At 66.3% G+C, this 15,616-nt stretch carries 14 protein-coding genes; 10 read left to right on the forward strand and 4 right to left on the reverse strand.

Features of this window, described 5'->3' with window-relative positions; translation table 11 throughout:
• The 4 genes from argJ to AC6LJW_RS24900 all read right to left on the reverse strand — a co-directional run bounded on the left by argJ (position 1) and on the right by AC6LJW_RS24900 (position 3,861).
• On the reverse strand, positions 1-1,227 hold the full coding sequence (argJ, locus tag AC6LJW_RS24885) for a bifunctional glutamate N-acetyltransferase/amino-acid acetyltransferase ArgJ (RefSeq protein ID WP_427986690.1): 1,227 nt from the start codon (positions 1,225-1,227) through the stop codon (positions 1-3).
• A gap of 133 nt (positions 1,228-1,360) precedes the next feature.
• Positions 1,361-2,401, reverse strand: a complete 1,041-nt coding sequence (locus tag AC6LJW_RS24890; protein WP_056564605.1) for a hypothetical protein — start codon at positions 2,399-2,401, stop codon at positions 1,361-1,363.
• 60 nt (positions 2,402-2,461) lie between these two features.
• Complete coding sequence (locus AC6LJW_RS24895; RefSeq protein WP_056564603.1) at positions 2,462-2,956, reverse strand: MarR family winged helix-turn-helix transcriptional regulator; 495 nt, start codon at positions 2,954-2,956, stop codon at positions 2,462-2,464.
• 11 nt (positions 2,957-2,967) lie between these two features.
• Positions 2,968-3,861, reverse strand: coding sequence for an alpha/beta hydrolase (locus AC6LJW_RS24900; protein WP_427986692.1), 894 nt, complete (start codon positions 3,859-3,861; stop codon positions 2,968-2,970).
• 239 nt (positions 3,862-4,100) lie between these two features.
• On the opposite strand from AC6LJW_RS24900, the gene AC6LJW_RS24905 reads away from it, so the two are divergent.
• The 10 genes from AC6LJW_RS24905 to AC6LJW_RS24950 all read left to right on the forward strand — a co-directional run bounded on the left by AC6LJW_RS24905 (position 4,101) and on the right by AC6LJW_RS24950 (position 15,528).
• Positions 4,101-5,267, forward strand: coding sequence for an ABC transporter substrate-binding protein (locus tag AC6LJW_RS24905; protein ID WP_056564598.1), 1,167 nt, complete (start codon positions 4,101-4,103; stop codon positions 5,265-5,267).
• Between the two features lie 184 nt (positions 5,268-5,451).
• Positions 5,452-6,372 (forward strand): branched-chain amino acid ABC transporter permease, encoded by a 921-nt coding sequence (locus tag AC6LJW_RS24910; protein WP_056566889.1) that lies wholly within the window; start codon positions 5,452-5,454, stop codon positions 6,370-6,372.
• A 2-nt stretch (positions 6,373-6,374) separates the two neighbouring features.
• Complete coding sequence (locus tag AC6LJW_RS24915; protein ID WP_056564595.1) at positions 6,375-7,337, forward strand: branched-chain amino acid ABC transporter permease; 963 nt, start codon at positions 6,375-6,377, stop codon at positions 7,335-7,337.
• Positions 7,334-8,131: an ABC transporter ATP-binding protein gene (locus AC6LJW_RS24920; protein WP_498088508.1), complete on the forward strand. Its 798-nt coding sequence runs from the start codon at positions 7,334-7,336 to the stop codon at positions 8,129-8,131. The genes AC6LJW_RS24915 and AC6LJW_RS24920 overlap by 4 nt, the downstream gene beginning before the upstream one ends.
• Positions 8,131-8,835 carry an ABC transporter ATP-binding protein gene (locus AC6LJW_RS24925; protein WP_056564592.1) on the forward strand — a complete coding sequence of 235 codons (705 nt, stop codon included), beginning with the start codon at positions 8,131-8,133 and terminating at the stop codon, positions 8,833-8,835. Before AC6LJW_RS24920 ends, AC6LJW_RS24925 begins: the two co-directional genes overlap by 1 nt.
• Before the next feature lie 319 nt (positions 8,836-9,154).
• Positions 9,155-11,140, forward strand: a complete 1,986-nt coding sequence (gene siaA, locus AC6LJW_RS24930) for a biofilm regulation protein phosphatase SiaA (RefSeq protein ID WP_200949395.1) — start codon at positions 9,155-9,157, stop codon at positions 11,138-11,140.
• 23 nt (positions 11,141-11,163) lie between these two features.
• On the forward strand, positions 11,164-11,703 hold the full coding sequence (siaB, locus tag AC6LJW_RS24935) for a biofilm regulation protein kinase SiaB (RefSeq protein ID WP_056564586.1): 540 nt from the start codon (positions 11,164-11,166) through the stop codon (positions 11,701-11,703).
• A 37-nt stretch (positions 11,704-11,740) separates the two neighbouring features.
• A complete protein-coding gene (siaC, locus tag AC6LJW_RS24940; RefSeq protein WP_056564583.1) occupies positions 11,741-12,118 on the forward strand; it encodes a biofilm regulation phosphoprotein SiaC in 378 nt (125 codons plus the stop codon).
• Positions 12,115-12,912, forward strand: a complete 798-nt coding sequence (gene siaD, locus AC6LJW_RS24945) for a biofilm regulation diguanylate cyclase SiaD (RefSeq protein WP_056564579.1) — start codon at positions 12,115-12,117, stop codon at positions 12,910-12,912. The genes siaC and siaD overlap by 4 nt, the downstream gene beginning before the upstream one ends.
• A 39-nt stretch (positions 12,913-12,951) precedes the next feature.
• The gene (locus AC6LJW_RS24950; RefSeq protein ID WP_498088509.1) at positions 12,952-15,528 is read left to right on the forward strand and encodes a sensor domain-containing protein; all 2,577 of its coding nucleotides are present in this window, start codon (positions 12,952-12,954) and stop codon (positions 15,526-15,528) included.
• Positions 15,529-15,616 lie beyond the last annotated feature (88 nt).

The following is a 15,616-nucleotide window of genomic DNA, read 5'->3' on the forward strand; positions in this document are numbered from 1 at the left end:
TCAGGAGCGGTAGTCGGCGTTGATCGACACGTACTCGTGCGAGAAATCGCAGGTGTAGACCGTGTCGCTGACCTGGCCGCGGCCCAGCGCGATGCGCACCGAGATTTCGGCCTGCTTCATCACGCGCTGGCCGTCGGCTTCCTGGTAGTCGGGATTGCGGCCGCCGTTCTTGGCGACCAGCACGTCGTCGAGCCACAGGCGGATGTTGGACACGTCCAGGTCGTCGATGCCGGCGTAGCCGACGGCGGCCAGGATGCGGCCCAGATTGGGGTCGGACGCGAAGAACGCGGTCTTGACCAGCGGCGAGTGCGCCACGGCGTACGCGACCTTCAGGGCCTCTTCGGTGGTGCCTGCTTCTTCGACGCGGATCGTCATGAACTTGGTGGCGCCTTCGGCGTCGCGCACGATCTTGGTGGCCAGTTCCAGCGCGGCGGCGGTCAGGGCGTCGCGCACGGCGGCGTAGGCGGCGTCGGATTCGCTGTTGACGTTGACGCCCGACTTGCCGGTGGCGGCAATGATGAAGGAGTCATTGGTCGACGTGTCGCCGTCGACCGTGATGCGGTTGAACGAGGCATCGGCGATTTCCACGGCCAGCTTGCGCAGGAGCGGCTGGGCGATGCCGGCGTCGGTGGCCAGGAAGCTGAGCATCGTGGCCATGTTGGGACGGATCATGCCGGCGCCCTTGCTGATGCCGGTGAAGGTGACCGTCTTGCCGTCGATCTGCACCTTGGCGGACGAAATCTTGGGCAGCGTGTCCGTGGTCATGATGCCGTGAGCGGCGCTGAACCAGTGGTCGGGAGCCAGGTCGGCGATGGCGGCGGGCAGGCCGGCGGCCAGGCGGTCCAGGGGCAGGGGTTCCAGAATGACGCCGGTGGAGAACGGCAGGATCTGCGCGGCGGGCACGCCCAGCAGCTTGCCCAGTGCATCGCACGTGTCCTTGGCTTTCTTCAGGCCTTCCTCGCCGGTGCCGGCGTTGGCGTTGCCCGTGTTGATGACCAGCGCGCTGATCGGGCCGCCGGCGGCCAGGTGGGCCTGGCAGACCTGCACCGGGGCGGCGCAGAAGCGGTTACGCGTGAAGACGCCCGCAACGCTGGTGCCTTCGGCCAGGCGGAACACCGTCAGGTCGCGCCGGTTGGCTTTGCGGATGCCGGCCTCGGTGACGCCGATTTCTACGCCGGCAACAGGAAAAATTTCGGACTCGGAGGGGATCTGCAGATTAACGGCCATGACTTCGTCTCTTGGAGTGAGCGGGACGGAACCGCCGCCAGGCAAGGCGGCGCGCGGGAAAGGTTCGTATTATCCCACCGGATCCGGCGGGGGTGGCCGGTCCCCTCGGCAACCCGAGGGGGGCCCGCCGGCCTCAGGGGGCCATGCGCATGGCGGCCACGTCCAGCACGCCGGCCTCGCGGTTGCTCAGCACGCTGCGTACCGTGCCGTCGGGCGCCTGCAGCACCGACTTGCCGGCCGGGACGTCTTCGCCGCCCGCCCGGCGCGCCGAGCGGCCGCGCGAGGGCGAAAATAGCAGATCGCCCGGCTGCGCGCCCTGCAGGCGCGGATTGGCGGCCAGGACGCGCGTGCCCGGCGGGTAGGTCATGTCGCCCAGGACGGTGTCGCGCGCCGCCAGTCCCTCGAAGCCCAGCATTCGGCGCTGCGCGTCCAGTTGCAGGTCGACCTTCAGCAGGGGGATTCCGGCGACGGTCAAGGCGTCGCTGCCTTCGGTGCGCAGCAGCCAGCGGGGCGCCGTGCCGGTCTTGTCCAGCGGCGTGCCGCGGGCGGCGGGTTCGACCTTCAACCAGGCGCCCGCGGGCACCGGTTGCTGGGCCAGCGTATTGCCGATGGCAAGGTGGCAGCTTGAAAACTGCGGATGTCCGCCTTGGACCACGAATTCGATGCGATGGCCGTGCGCGCACAGCCAGCCTTCCAGCGCCTGGTCGCGCGCGATCTCGGCGGACAGCGTCTCGGGCTGCTTGGGCGTGGCCGGATAGCGGAACAGGCGCGTCGCGGCGACGCCGTGGATCTCGGCCGGATGGGATTCGGGAAAGACGGCCCGGTCGAACGAGGCCAGCTCGCCGGGCGTGGCAAGGCGCAGCGTGGTGCCCGTGGGCATCTGGACGCCGGCCAGTTGCGTGGGTTGCGACAACACCGTCTTGCGCGCGTCGTCGGCCTGCGCTTCGCGCTGGACCGAGAACCACTGGCTGAATTGCTGATACGGGAAGATGGCGCCGACGACGGCGAGCAACGCCATCAGCACGGTGCCGCCGCGCCGGTGGCCGGACAGCCACTCGCGCGCGCCGCGCGAGGTGGCCAGGACGGCCAGCCAGGTGAGCAGCGTGGAGAGGCAGGCCAGCGAGACCGCCATCAGCACATAGAAATTACCGCCAGGAAGGGAAACCGGAATCATGGCGGCAATTATGCGCCAATCCGGCAGGCCGGACCGGCGCGAAAACGTCCTGGGCCGGCCTCAGTCGCGGGCCGCCGCCGAGCGCGTGGCCACCACCTGCAGCTTCAGTTCGCCCAGCGCCTGGAACAAGGCGTTGCGGCTGGCCTCGGGCAGTTCGGCGAACATGGATTTGACCCAGTTCTCGTGGGCGCGGGCCATGCGCGCAAAGCTCTTCTTGCCTTGCGGCGTCAGCTTGATGAGCGAGCTGCGGCGGTCGGACTCGACCTTGGTCCGCACCACCAGGCCTTCCTTTTCGAGCTGGTCGGTGATGCCGGTGATATTGCCGTTGGTGACCATCATGTGGCGCGACAGTTCGCCCATCTTCATGCCCTTGGGCGCGCGCTGCAATTGCGCCATCAGGTCGAAACGGGGCAGGGTGGTGTCGAAGTCGTTGCGCAGTCGGCTGCGGATCTCTCCTTCGATGAGGTTGGCGCAGGTCAGCATGCGCAGCCACAGGCGCAGCGCGTGATGGTCGTCAGGCGCGGCGCGGGATTCCAGGTCGGGAGTATCGGTCATGGCTCGGAAGATTACCGGGAATGCGGGGGTGAAGAGGGCGCCAGACCCATCTGTTCGAAGATGGCTTGGGTCAGCGGGCTGTTCGGATCGTTGAGCGTCAGGACAATATCAAAATGATTGGTTCCCGGCATTGGTACATACCTACCGGGAAAACCGCGCGCGTGCCATGCGGCCAGATAATCATCGCTCTGGCGCTTGAATTCGTCGGTTTCGGACTCCCCGTAGCTGACCACCAGCGGGCAGCCCGCCTGGGGCAAGTGCAGGGCGGGGCTATTGCGGATGGCGTCGGCCTCGCTCATGCGCATCCATTCGTTGATGTGGGTGTGCACCAGGGGGCGCAGGTCGAACAGGCCGGACAGGGGCGCGGCGCCCTTGACCACGTCGGGCGGCACGTCGTAGCTGGCATGCCAGCCGCCCGCGAGCAGGGCGGCGGCCAGGTGTCCGCCCGCCGAGCTGCCGCAAATGTGGATGCGCGCCGGGTCGCCGCCGTACTGGGCAATGTGGTGGTAAATCCAGGCCAGCGCGCGCCGGTTCTGGTCCACGATGCGGTCCAGCGTGACGGCCGGGGCCAGCGAATAATTCACCGCCACCACGACCGCGCCCGCCTGCGTGAACGCGGGCGCCATGTTGCTGGATTCGTTCTTGGACAGCAGGCGCCAGTAACCGCCGTGGATGAACACGAAGACCGGTGCGCCGGTCTTGCCGGCCGCGGCTGGAAATATGTCCAGCAATTCATCCGGATGATCGCCAAAAGGCACGTCCAGCGCGCATTCCAGCGTGCTGCGCGCCGTGGCGCTGTCCTCGGTGTATTTCTTGAGTATCGGTTGGATGTCGGGTACTGTCGCGCGAGCGTTGTACTGGACGTCCAGTTCGGCGCGATCGTAGTTGCGGTAGAGGGTGACCATGGCGGCAGGTGGTAAAAACCCTAGACTTGTTTTGCCGATTACTTTAAACCTAAACTATGAACCACGCCAGTTTTCCCTGTGCTGCATAAGGGGATTGGGGCGTTGCAGAGCAATCCGTTCTGCAGGCACCGGCCTGACGGCGGCAACCATCGCGCCAGCGGGCCGGGCATAGAAGTCTTTCGCATCGCACCTTCAAAAAGAACACCCTCTGCGCGGGCTCGCGCACGGAGCACACCACCATGCGTTTGATCACTTCCTTCCTGGCTGCCGCCGCCCTGATACCCGCCCTGGCGCAGGCCGACACCGTCAAGGTCGGCATCGCCAACGACATCTCGGGCCCGTTCTCGGCGCTGGGCGCCGAAGCCCGCGACGGCTTCAACCTGGCCATCAAGCAACTGGGCGGCAAGCTGGGCGGTCAGCCCGCGGAGTTCCTGCAAACCGACATGGGCGGCAATCCGGACCAGGCCCGCCAGCTCGTCACGCGCTACATCCAGCGCGAAAAAGTCGACTTCTTCACGGGTCCCATCGGCTCGAACGTGGCGCTGGCCGTCGGCCCCGCGCTGTTCGCCGCCAAGGTCCCGTACCTGTCCAACAACCCCGGCCCCAGCCAGTTCGCCGGCGCGCAGTGCAACAACTACTGGTTCGGCACGTCGTACCAGAACGACGCCTTCCACGAAGCGGCCGGCAAGGTCGCGGCTGACCGCGGCTTCAAGAAGATGTTCATCATGGCCCCGGACTACCCGGCCGGCAAGGATGCGCTGACCGGTTTCAAGCGCGGCTACAAGACCGCCCCGGGCGACGAGGTCTACACCAAGCTCGGCCAGATCGACTACGCCGCCGAGATCGCGCAGATCCGCGCCGCCAAGCCGGACGCCGTGTACATCTTCCTGCCGGGCGGCATGGGCATCAACTTCGTCAAGCAGTTCGTGTCCGCCGGCCTGTCGCAGAACGTCAAGCTGATCGGCCCGGGCTTCTCGGCCGACGAGGACGTGATTCAGGCCGTGGGTGACCCCATGCTGGGCATGTACAACACGGCGCAATGGGCGCATGACCTGGACGTGCCGCAGAACAAGGCGTTCGTCGACGCCTTCCGCAAGGAATACAACGGCCGTTACCCGTCGGTGTACGCCGCCCAGGCGTACGACGTGATCATGGCCATGGACGCCGCGGTCAAGCAGGCCGGCGGCAAGGCGTCTGACCGTGATGCCATCGTGAAGGCGCTGGAAAAGGCCGACTACCCCTCGGTGCGCGGCAGCTTCACCTACGGCAAGAACCATTACCCGATCCAGTCCTACTACCTGCGCGTCGTCGAAAAGGACGGCAGCGGCCGCATCACCAACAAGCTGGTGGGCAAGGTGTTCGACAAGTACCAGGACGTCTACGTCGGCGACTGCAAAAAGATGTGACCCCCCCCCGGAGCGCTGCGCGCTTCCCCCCAGGGGGCGTCGCAGCGGACCGGCAAAGCCGGATCCGCGCGACCCCGCTTGGGGGCGGCGGCGTGCGCGGGGGTGATGCGCGGCTGATGCAGATTGAGATGGATTTGGTGATCGGCGTTCGCCTTCGGCGACGCGCGGCAAGGGGGAAGTTTTCATGACGTTTACGCTGATCGTCGAGCAATTGCTGAACGGTCTGCAGTTTGGGTTGATGTTGTTTCTGATTGCGGCCGGGCTGACCCTGGTGTTCGGGATCATGGACATCATGAATCTGGCTCACGGCTCGCTCTATATGGCTGGCGCCTATGTCGCCGCCGAAACCATGCAACGTACCGGCTCGTTCACCGCCGCAGTCCTAGTGGCGGCGGTCGCCACGGGCATCGTCGGCATCGTGCTGGAACTCTCGCTCATCCGCCGCCTGGCGCTGCGCGACCATCTGGCTCAGGTGCTGGGCACCTACGCCGTCATCCTCATCGCCAATGACCTGGTCAAGATGATCTGGGGTCCGGCGCCGGTCATGCTGAACATGCCCGCGGTGCTGTCCGGTCCCGTGCGCCTCTTGCCCGATCTGATGTATCCCGCGTACCGCCTGATGATCATCGTCTTTGGCGTGGCTGCGGCCGCAGGCCTGTACTGGTTCGTGACGCGGACCCGCGCCGGCGTGCTGGTGCGCGCCGGGGCCTCGAACCGCCAGATGGCCACGCTGATGGGCGTGCGCGTGCCGCTCCTGTTCCTGGGCGTATTCGTGCTGGGCGCCATGCTGGCCGCGGTGGCCGGCGCGCTGTTGGGCCCGATCACCTCGGTGCAGGTGGGCATGGGCGAAGAAATCCTGATCCTGGTGCTGGTGTGCATCGTCATCGGCGGCATCGGCTCGATCCGGGGCGCCTTCGTGGGCGCGCTGCTGGTCGGCATGGTCGACACCGCCGGCCGGGCGTTCCTGCCGATGCTGCTGCGCCAGGTGTTCTCTCCGGCCGTGGCCTCCAGCGTCGGCCCGACGCTCGCGGCCATCGCCATCTACGTGTTGATGGCGGCAGTGCTGGTGTTCCGGCCCTCTGGCCTATTTCCGGCGCGGGGCTGACCATGAAAACCAAGATCTGGACCGTGGTCCTCTTGGCCGCGCTGGCGGTGTTCCCGCTGGTGGCGCCGATGCTGGGCCTGGACTTCTACATTTCCTTCGTGCGGCGCGTGCTGATCTACGCGCTGGCGGCAACCAGCCTGAACCTCATCCTGGGGTATGGCGGCATGGTGGCCTTGGGTCACGCGGCGTTCTTCGGCGCGGGCGCGTACGCGGTGGGCATCCTGTCCATGTCGGGCGTCACGTCCGCGCTGGTGTCCTGGCCGGTGGCGATGCTGCTGGCGGGCGTGCTGGCCTGCATCACGGGCGCGATCTCGCTGCGCACGCGCGGCGTGTACTTCATCATGATCACGCTCGCGTTCGCGCAGATGCTGTTCTACATCTTCATCTCGCTGCGCCAGTACGGCGGCGAAGACGGCCTGAACCTGCCGGGTTACTCGACCCTGCCGGGCATCGACCTCGCCCATGACGTCAGCTTCTATTACCTGGTGCTGGTGCTGTTCGCGCTGCTGATGTGGGCCTTCGGCCGCATCGTCGCCTCGCGCTTCGGCATGGCGCTGCAGGGCATCCGCGAGAACGAATCGCGCATGGAGTCCATGGGCTATCCCGTGTACCGCATCAAGCTCATGGCGTTCACGCTGAGCGGCGCGGCGGCGGGGCTGGCCGGCGCGTTGCTGGCCAACCACAACCTCTTCATTTCGCCCAGCCTGATGCATTGGACCCAGTCGGCCAACCTGCTGATCATGGTGCTGGTGGGCGGCATCGGCCTGCGCTACGGCGGCGTGGCCGGCGCAGTCGTGATGCTGACACTCGAAGAAGTGCTGCGCCTGTGGACCGAATACTGGCACCTGCCCCTGGGCGTGCTGCTGCTCTGCGTGGTGTTTGGCGCGCCGCGCGGCCTGGTCGGCCTGTTCGGGCCGCTGTTCAGTGGGCGCACGGCGCCGCAATCCGGCAAGGTGGGCTCATGAGCAATCCGATGAATGCCACGACTGGCGCCGCCGCGGGCGGGACGCACGCCCTGCAGGCGCGCGGACTGGTCCGCCGCTTTGGCGCGCTGGTGGCCACCGACAACGTATCGCTGTCCCTGGCGCCAGGCGAGATCCATGCCCTGATCGGCCCCAACGGCGCGGGCAAGTCCACGCTGATCCATCTGCTGTCGGGCACGCTGTCCGCCGACGCCGGCGCGCTGGAAGTCGACGGCCGCGACGTCACCGCGATGAACGCGCACCAGCGCGTGGCGGCCGGCCTGTCGCGGTCGTATCAGATCACCAACATCTTCAAGCAGTCCAGCGTGCTGGATAACCTGGTGCTGGCGGTGCAGGCCCACGCCGGCAGCAGCTTCCGCTTCTGGAAACCCCGCGCGGCCGAATCGGCGCTATATGAACAGGCGCGCGAACTGGCGCGCGAGTGCGCCATTGACGCCAGCCTGCTCGACCGCGCTGCGGGCACCCTGCCGCACGGCGAACAGCGCAAGGTGGAATTCGCGCTGGCGCTTGCCGCCCGGCCCAAGGTGTTGCTGCTGGACGAACCGATGGCGGGCATGGGACCGGACGAGACCGTCCGCCTGACCGAACTGATTGAATCCTTGCGGGGGCGCGCCGCCATGCTGCTGATTGAACACGACATGCAGGCGGTGTTCCGTCTTGCGGACCGCCTGTCCGTGCTGGTGTATGGCCGGGTGATCGCCTCGGGCACGCCGGACGAGATCCGCGCCAACCCCGAAGTGCGCCAGGCTTACCTGGGCGACGAGGAGACCGTCTGATGCTGACCATCGAATCGGCCAAGAGCGGCTACGGCGCCAGCCAGGTGCTGTTTGGCGTCGACCTGGAAATCGGCGCGGGGCAGGTCGTGACCTTGCTGGGCCGCAACGGCATGGGCAAGACCACATTGCTGCGCACCCTGTTCGGCCAGTTGCCGCTGCGCGGCGGGAAGATCCACTTTGCAGGCCAGGACATCAGCGGATGGAGTTCGGACCGCATCGCGCGGGCCGGCGTTGCCATCGTCCCGGAAGGCCGCCAGTGTTTTCCCAACCTGACGGTGCGCGAGCACCTGACGGCGTTTGTGGCCGGGCGTAACCCGGATATCGGCGAACCGTGGACGCCCGATCGCGTGTTCGCGCTGTTTCCCCGGCTGGCCGAGCGCGCCCGCAACATGGGCAACCAGTTGTCGGGCGGTGAACAGCAGATGCTGGCCATCGGCCGTGCGCTGGTGACCAACCCCCGGCTGCTGATTCTGGACGAGGCTACCGAAGGACTGGCGCCGAAGATCCGGGAAGAGATCTGGAACTGCCTGGCGCAGCTGCGCCAAGCCGGCCAGACGATCCTGGTGATCGACAAATATGTCGAAAGGTTACTCAGCTTGGCCGACCGCCACGTCATCCTGGAACGCGGCAAGGTGGTGTGGACGGGCGATTCCCAGGCCCTGGATGCTGACCGTAGCCTCTGGGAGCGGTACCTCGGCGTCTAGCGAACGTGTAGTAATAAAGCTGCAATTGGGGTCCGCCAGACGTAACAATCGCTGATATAAAACGCAATAAAACACGATATATATTGCTGCGGTGAAACTTAAGGTGTCTCGAACGCATCCAGACGTTTGCACCTGTATCAATAAACCCCCCTGGCATCTACACTAGCCGCGCCGGTTGCCCGCATGGGGCGCCGGCATTCAGGCTCATGGCTCAAAAGGCGGGGCAAGGCACGGGCAGGGCGCCTCGTACGGTCAGCGCGCCCGATCTGCGTCCCCTTTACGCGCATGGCATCGCATCTGGCTGTCAGGAAGACTTTGCATGGCGAAATGGGGATTGCGCAGGAAATCACTGATGGCGCTGCTGTTGGCGTGCCTGGTCGCCTTGGCGCCGGCCGCGCTGATTGGCTGGCAGGTGCTGGACGGCGTCCGCGAGCACTTCGGCCGCGCCTTTTCCGACAACTTCACGCAACTGAACCGCCAGCGCGTCCTGGCGCCGGTGTCGCGCGAACTGGCGCTGTCGCAGCGCCTGGCCGACAGCGAGGTCACGCGCCGCTGGCTACGCAATGAAAATGATCCCGCCGCGCGCGAACTGTTCTTCCGCGAGGCCGACGGCTATCGGCGCGACCTGCTCGGCGGCGCGTATTTCATCGCCAGTGCCGCCTCCGGCAATTACTACTTCAACGACGACAAGCCGCTGTCCGAGGCGCCGCGCTACACGCTAAGCCCCAGCGCGGCTGACGACGGCTGGTTCTACGCCACGGTCAAGTCGCCCGCCCGCTACAACATCAACGTCAACCCGGACCTGAAGCTCAAGACCACCAAGGTCTGGATCAACGTGCAGATCCGCGACGGCGACAAGGTCATCGGCCTGACGGGCGCGGGCCTGGACGTGGGCGGGTTCCTGAAGGAATTCGTGAACAGCGGCCAGCCCGGCGTCACGCCCATCATCGTGGACGAGGAAGGCGCGATCCAGGCGCATATGAACCCCGCGCTGATCGCCTACAACTCGGGCGCGTCGGGGGCGGGCGGCAAGGGCATGGTCTTCAGCCTGCTGGACGCGGGCGAGGGCCGGGCCGACCTGCTTTCGGCCATGCACGCCGCCCAGGCGAATCCGCAGTCGGTGCAGTCGGCCTGGGTCAAGATGGACGGCGTGCGCCAGCTGGTGTCCGTCGCGTACATGCCCGAACTGCATTGGCACGTGCTGACCGTGGTCGATTTGGGCGCGGCCCGCGTGCTGGACACGGGCTGGCTGTGGCCGGCCGCGATTGGCCTGGTGGTGCTCTTTGCCGCGATGCTGCTGTGCTTCGGCTACGCCATCGAGCGCCTGATGCTGCGCCCCTTGCGCCGCCTGCAGCAGTCGGCCCGGGCCATCGCCGACGGCAGCTACGACGTGCGCCTGCCGCCGGGCGGCCAGGACGAGATCGGCGACCTGAGCCGCGCGTTCGGCGTGATGGCCGACAAGGTGCGCAAGCACACGGCCGAACTGGAAACCAAGGTGCGCGAACGCACCTCGGCGCTGGAAGACGCGAACCGCGCCATGGCCGCCGCGCACAAGAAGATCGACGACTCGATCGACTACGCCAGCCTGATCCAGCGCGCGATCCTGCCGGACCGCCAGCTGACGCAGTCGCTGGGCGCGCACCATTTCGTGCTGTGGAAGCCGCGCGATGTGGTCGGCGGGGATTTCTACGTGTTCCGCTCGGACGGCGCCAACTGCCTGCTGGGCATCATGGACTGCGCAGGCCACGGCGTGCCCGGCGCGTTGATGACGATGCTGGCGCGCGCGGCGATCGACCTGGCGATCACCGAGGTCGGACCGGGCGACCCCGCCGGCATTCTGACGCGTACCGACAACGCCATCCGGGCCATGCTGGCCGACGCGCAATTGCCCCGGGCCCTGGCAACCAATACCGATGCGGGGCTGGTATATATTGACCGGCAAGCCGGCAGGCTGCTGTACGCAGGTGCGAAGATCAGCCTGTACGCAAGCGACGGCGAAAGCCTGCATGAGGTTCCCGGCGGCCGCCGTGCGCTGGGCGACAAGCGTATGGGGGTTTACGAGAACAACGCGTTACAGATGGAGCCGGGTTGGACGTATTACCTGGCCACCGACGGTTTTCTGGATCAGGCGGGCGGCGAGCACGGGTTCGGCTTTGGCAATACGCGCTTTGCCGACATGCTCAAGACACACGCCCGCCGGCCGTTAACAGAGCAGGCGGCCGCATTCAGCCAGGCGCTCGCCGAGTACCAAGGTGGCCGGCCCCAGCGCGACGACATCACCTTGCTGTCTTTCCGTTTCGAATAATCGTTATCAAGGCGGTACCCTCCATGAATGCCTCCGATCTTTACGCGTTGGGCGCGCGATTCGACCAGAACCGCACGCTGTTGTGTTTCAACGGTCCGATCTCGCGCAGCCTGATCGAGGAAATCGGCAATGCGCTGAAGAACTACCTGAACGCTGAGCACGTCCGGCCCGCTGAAGCCATGGACGTGTTTTCGGTCTACATCGAGATGATCCAGAACATCCGCCAGTACGCCGCGCAGAACGGCGACGCGGACGCCTCCGCCACGGTCGTGATCGGCCGCCGCGACGAAAGCCGCTATGTGGTGTCGGCGGGCAATCTGGTCAGCGCGGAAGACGGCCACAGTCTGGTGGCCCGTATCCAGGAATTGGCCGCGCTGGACAAGCCGGCCCTGAAAGCCGAATACAAGGCACAGCTGCACAAGCCGCGCACGCAGGGCGTTGCGTCTGGCGCGGGCCTGGGCCTGATCGACATCGCGCGCCGCGCCGGCGCTCCGCTGGAAGCCAGCCTGACCCCCGCCGCACAGCCGGGCAAGGCCTTCTTCAGCCTGAGCGTGGTGGTCTGAGGACGCGCGCTCAAAAGGATTATTTTCGGAGTATTTGATGAAAGACCTGAACATTCCCGGGACCCAGTCCACGCCCGCCATCACCGCCGACGCTGCCGCCGGCGTGCTGGCGATGCGCGGCGACTCCTATCCCGAGAATTCCTTCGAGCTGTTCGGCCCGGTCATTGAATGGGTCGAGTCGTACCTGCAGGATCGCGATACGCCGCTGAAGCTGGAGCTGGAACTTCTGTACCTGAACACGAGCAGCATCAAGTCCGTCATGGACATCTTCGACGTGCTGGAGGCCGCGCACCGCAAGGGCCGCGAGGTCGGCGTCACGTGGTTCTACGACATGCGCAACGAGCGCGTGGGCGAGCTGGCCGAAGAGTTCAAGGAAGACTGCACGTTCCCCTTCTCGGTGGTCGGCCGCCAATGAAGCCGGGCGCCGCCGAACTCGATCAGCGCATCGCCGCATTGCTGGCGGATCCGGCCCATGCCGGCCATCCGCTGCGTGACGCGCTGGAAGCGCTCTGGCGGCACACCGAGGAACAGATGGCGCGCATTCAGCGCGTCACGCAGCTTTCGGACGCCTATCAAAGCATGGCGCACGAACGCGAACTGGGCCTGTGCGACCAGTTCGACCGCCAGTTGCGCCGCTTGACCCGCATCGCGCGGATCTCGGATCACTACCAGAACATGATGCGCGACTTGAACCGCGCGCTCGAAGAAACGTCCAGCCGCGATCCGCTGACGGGCCTGTTGAACCGTCGCGCGCTGATGGAGATGATCAAACAGGAAGTCCAGCGCGCCGCGCGCAGCGGCGACAGCTTTGTCGTCGCGATGCTGGACGTGGATCACTTCAAGGCCGTCAACGACCGTTTCGGCCACGAGACGGGCGACCGCGCGCTGGTCGAACTGGCCGGCGTGCTGGTAGAAAGCCTGCGCGAATACGACCTGTGCGGCCGCTGGGGCGGCGAGGAATTCCTCGTCCTGCTGCCCCATACGCATCCGGACGCGGCGCAGGCGGTGATGGACCGGCTGGTCAGTGATGTGCGGGGGCTGGCGGTGGCGGCCGGGGACGACGTCCTGCGGCTGACGGTCAGTATCGGCATGGCGTATCACCAGTTGGGCGAAACGTTTTCAGAGACGCTCAGCCGGGCGGATCAGGCGTTGTATCTGGCCAAGCAGGACGGACGCGATCGCGTCGCCCTTGGTTTTCCGAGGCGCTGAATGAAACCGGAACAGCTGTTATCCGGGTTGGAGCCCCTTATGCTTGATTCTCATCTTGGCGATTCGGAGTCGAATCCCCAAGGCGCCGCGTGGCATGTGGGCAATTACCTGACGTCGATGGACCGCGCGCTGCTGCTGTTCGACTTCGACGCAGCCGGCTCCTTGTTGAACGGCAATACCAATTTCCTGGCCGCGGTGGGTTACACCCGCGAAGAGGCCCTGACGCTGCGCCACGAGCTGCTGTGCGACAGCATGGACGAGGGCAAGGGCACGCGCAGCGGCGAACAGGTCTGGGCCCGGCTGCGCCGCGGCCAGCACTTTTCGGGCACCTGCCGCTACCGCAAGAAGGACGGCAGCTCGCTGTGGATCGAGGCGACCTACCTGCCGATGCTGAACGACGCGGGCGAGGTCGGCCGCGTGACGGTCATCTCGCGCAAGTCGATCGCGGACGCGGAACGCCAGGAAGAAATCCGCCTGCTGATGCTGGGCATCAACGAGACCGGCAACGCGGTGGCGGTGTCGGGCTGTGACGGGCGCATCGTCTACGTGAACGACGGCTTCCAGCGCATGCTGGGGTTTTCGCGCGGCGATTCGATCAACCAGGACCTGGGCGAACTGCTGTCCGGAGGCCGCGCCGACGGCGGCACGCGCGAGGAACTGCACCGCCGCATCGCCTGTCGCGAGGGCTACCACAAGGACGTGCTGGTCTATGACCGCGGCGGCAAGCCGCTGTGGGTGTCGGTGATGGCAAACTCGGTGTTCGACGAGCGCGGGACGCTGGTCAACATCGTGGACGTGCTGACGGACATCACGCCGACCAAGGTGCACGAGGTGCTGCAGCGCCGGGTGCTGCAGGCGATGGTGAACGAGGCCTCGGTGGTCGAGGTCATGAACATGGTGTGCCGCGAGGTCGAGCGCCTGGCGCCGGAAGTGGCGGCCTCGGTGGTTCGCGTGGACGACGCGGGCCTGTTGCGCCCGCTGGCCGCGCCGAGCCTGCCGCAGGGCTATTCGGACGCGCTGGAAGGCGTTCCGATCGGTCCGCAGGTGGGCGCGTGCGGCACGGCGGCGTTTCTGGGCCGCCCGGTGATCGTGCCGGACATCGCGACGGATCCGCTGTGGGACGATTACCGCCATCTGCCGCTGCCGGAGGAATACAAGGCCTGCTGGTCGTCGCCGATCAAGTCGAGCGACGGCCGGGTGATCGGCACGTTCGGTTTCTATTTCCGCGAGCGCCGGTTGCCGGATGATTTCCATCACCGTCTGGTGGATGTGTGCGTGTATCTGTGCGCGCTGGCGCTGGAACGCGAGGAAGCCCGCGCCCGCATCCGCCAACTGGCTTTCTATGACGAACTGACGGGCCTGCCGAACCGCAATCTGCTGCTGGCGCAGGCCGAGCAGGCGATTGCGCGGGCGGAGCCGGAGCGCAAGCGGGTGGCGGTGCTGTTCCTGGATCTGGACCGCTTCAAGCAGGTAAACGATACGCTGGGCCACCCGATCGGCGACGCGCTGCTGCGGGATGTGGCGCAACGCCTGCGCCGGTTGGCGCGGGCGACGGACATCGTGGGCCGTCTGTCGGGCGACGAGTTCGTGATGCTGATGCCGGAGTTCGAACACGGCCGCCGGCCGGCGGCCGCCGAACACATCCTGGTGGCGCTGGCGCAGCCGTTCTCGGTGGGCGGCATCACGCTGAACCCGTCGGTGAGCATCGGCATCAGCGTGTTCCCGGAAAACGGCCGGGACATGGATACGCTGCTGCGCCATGCGGACATGGCGATGTACCAGGCAAAGACGGCGGGCCGCAACCGCATTTCCTTCTTCAGCGCCGAGATGAATCGTCAGGCGCAGGAACGGTTGGCGCTGGAAGCGGCGCTGAGGGACGCATTGGAAGCGAAGGCTTTGCGTCTGCACTATCAGCCGCAAGTTGGCCTGAAGAACGGCAGCCTGTACGGGGTGGAGGCGCTGGCGCGCTGGCGCCATCCGACGCTGGGCGACATTTCGCCGGCGCGGTTTGTGCCGCTGGCCGAAGAGTGCGGGCTGATTGGCGATCTGGGCGACTGGGCATTGCGCGAGGCCTGCTCGCAACTGGCCATCTGGCGCCACAACGGTCTGCGCGTGCCGTCGGTGTCGGTGAACCTGTCGGCAACCAATTTCCACAACCTTAACCTTCCGCGCATGATCGCGGCGACGCTGGCCGAGTTCGGGCTGGCGCCGGCGGATCTGATGCTGGAAATCACCGAAGGCGTGGTTCTCGATGCGACGGCAGGCACGCTGCGCACGATTGCCGAACTGCATCGTCTGGGCGTACGGCTTTCGATGGACGACTTCGGGACGGGGTATTCCAGCTTGGGCCACTTGCGCCGGCTGATCGTCGACGAACTGAAGCTGGACCGCAGTTTCGTGCAAGGGTTGGAGAGCGATGACGCTGCTCGGGCGCTGACTAGTGCTGTGATCCGGATCGGGGAGAGCTTGAGCTTGCCGGTTGTGGCGGAAGGCGTCGAGAACGAAGAGCAGCGGCGGTTCCTGATCGAGCAGGGGTGTGCGGCGGGGCAGGGGTTTCTGTTTTCGCCGCCGTTGCCTGCGGGGGATCTTGAGGAGTGGTTGCGGGCTCGGGGGTGATTGGTTCGCTTTTGTGGGCGGATTTGGGTTCTTGAGGCGTCCGGTGCGGTGGCGTCCCGGGGCGCGCGGGGCCACGATTGCGGTCCGG

This window comes from Achromobacter sp. 1012554356, assembly GCF_059760815.1.

Bases quoted from the DNA above. Each gene is read 5' to 3' on its own strand.
- argJ (WP_427986690.1), bottom strand. From the start codon at position 1,227: ATGGCCGTTAATCTGCAGATCCCCTCCGAGTCCGAAATTTTTCCTGTT.
- AC6LJW_RS24890 (WP_056564605.1), bottom strand. From the start codon at position 2,401: ATGATTCCGGTTTCCCTTCCTGGCGGTAATTTCTATGTGCTGATGGCG.
- AC6LJW_RS24895 (WP_056564603.1), bottom strand. From the start codon at position 2,956: ATGACCGATACTCCCGACCTGGAATCCCGCGCCGCGCCTGACGACCAT.
- AC6LJW_RS24900 (WP_427986692.1), bottom strand. From the start codon at position 3,861: ATGGTCACCCTCTACCGCAACTACGATCGCGCCGAACTGGACGTCCAG.
- AC6LJW_RS24905 (WP_056564598.1), top strand. From the start codon at position 4,101: ATGCGTTTGATCACTTCCTTCCTGGCTGCCGCCGCCCTGATACCCGCC.
- AC6LJW_RS24910 (WP_056566889.1), top strand. From the start codon at position 5,452: ATGACGTTTACGCTGATCGTCGAGCAATTGCTGAACGGTCTGCAGTTT.
- AC6LJW_RS24915 (WP_056564595.1), top strand. From the start codon at position 6,375: ATGAAAACCAAGATCTGGACCGTGGTCCTCTTGGCCGCGCTGGCGGTG.
- AC6LJW_RS24920 (WP_498088508.1), top strand. From the start codon at position 7,334: ATGAGCAATCCGATGAATGCCACGACTGGCGCCGCCGCGGGCGGGACG.
- AC6LJW_RS24925 (WP_056564592.1), top strand. From the start codon at position 8,131: ATGCTGACCATCGAATCGGCCAAGAGCGGCTACGGCGCCAGCCAGGTG.
- siaA (WP_200949395.1), top strand. From the start codon at position 9,155: ATGGCGAAATGGGGATTGCGCAGGAAATCACTGATGGCGCTGCTGTTG.
- siaB (WP_056564586.1), top strand. From the start codon at position 11,164: ATGAATGCCTCCGATCTTTACGCGTTGGGCGCGCGATTCGACCAGAAC.
- siaC (WP_056564583.1), top strand. From the start codon at position 11,741: ATGAAAGACCTGAACATTCCCGGGACCCAGTCCACGCCCGCCATCACC.
- siaD (WP_056564579.1), top strand. From the start codon at position 12,115: ATGAAGCCGGGCGCCGCCGAACTCGATCAGCGCATCGCCGCATTGCTG.
- AC6LJW_RS24950 (WP_498088509.1), top strand. From the start codon at position 12,952: ATGCTTGATTCTCATCTTGGCGATTCGGAGTCGAATCCCCAAGGCGCC.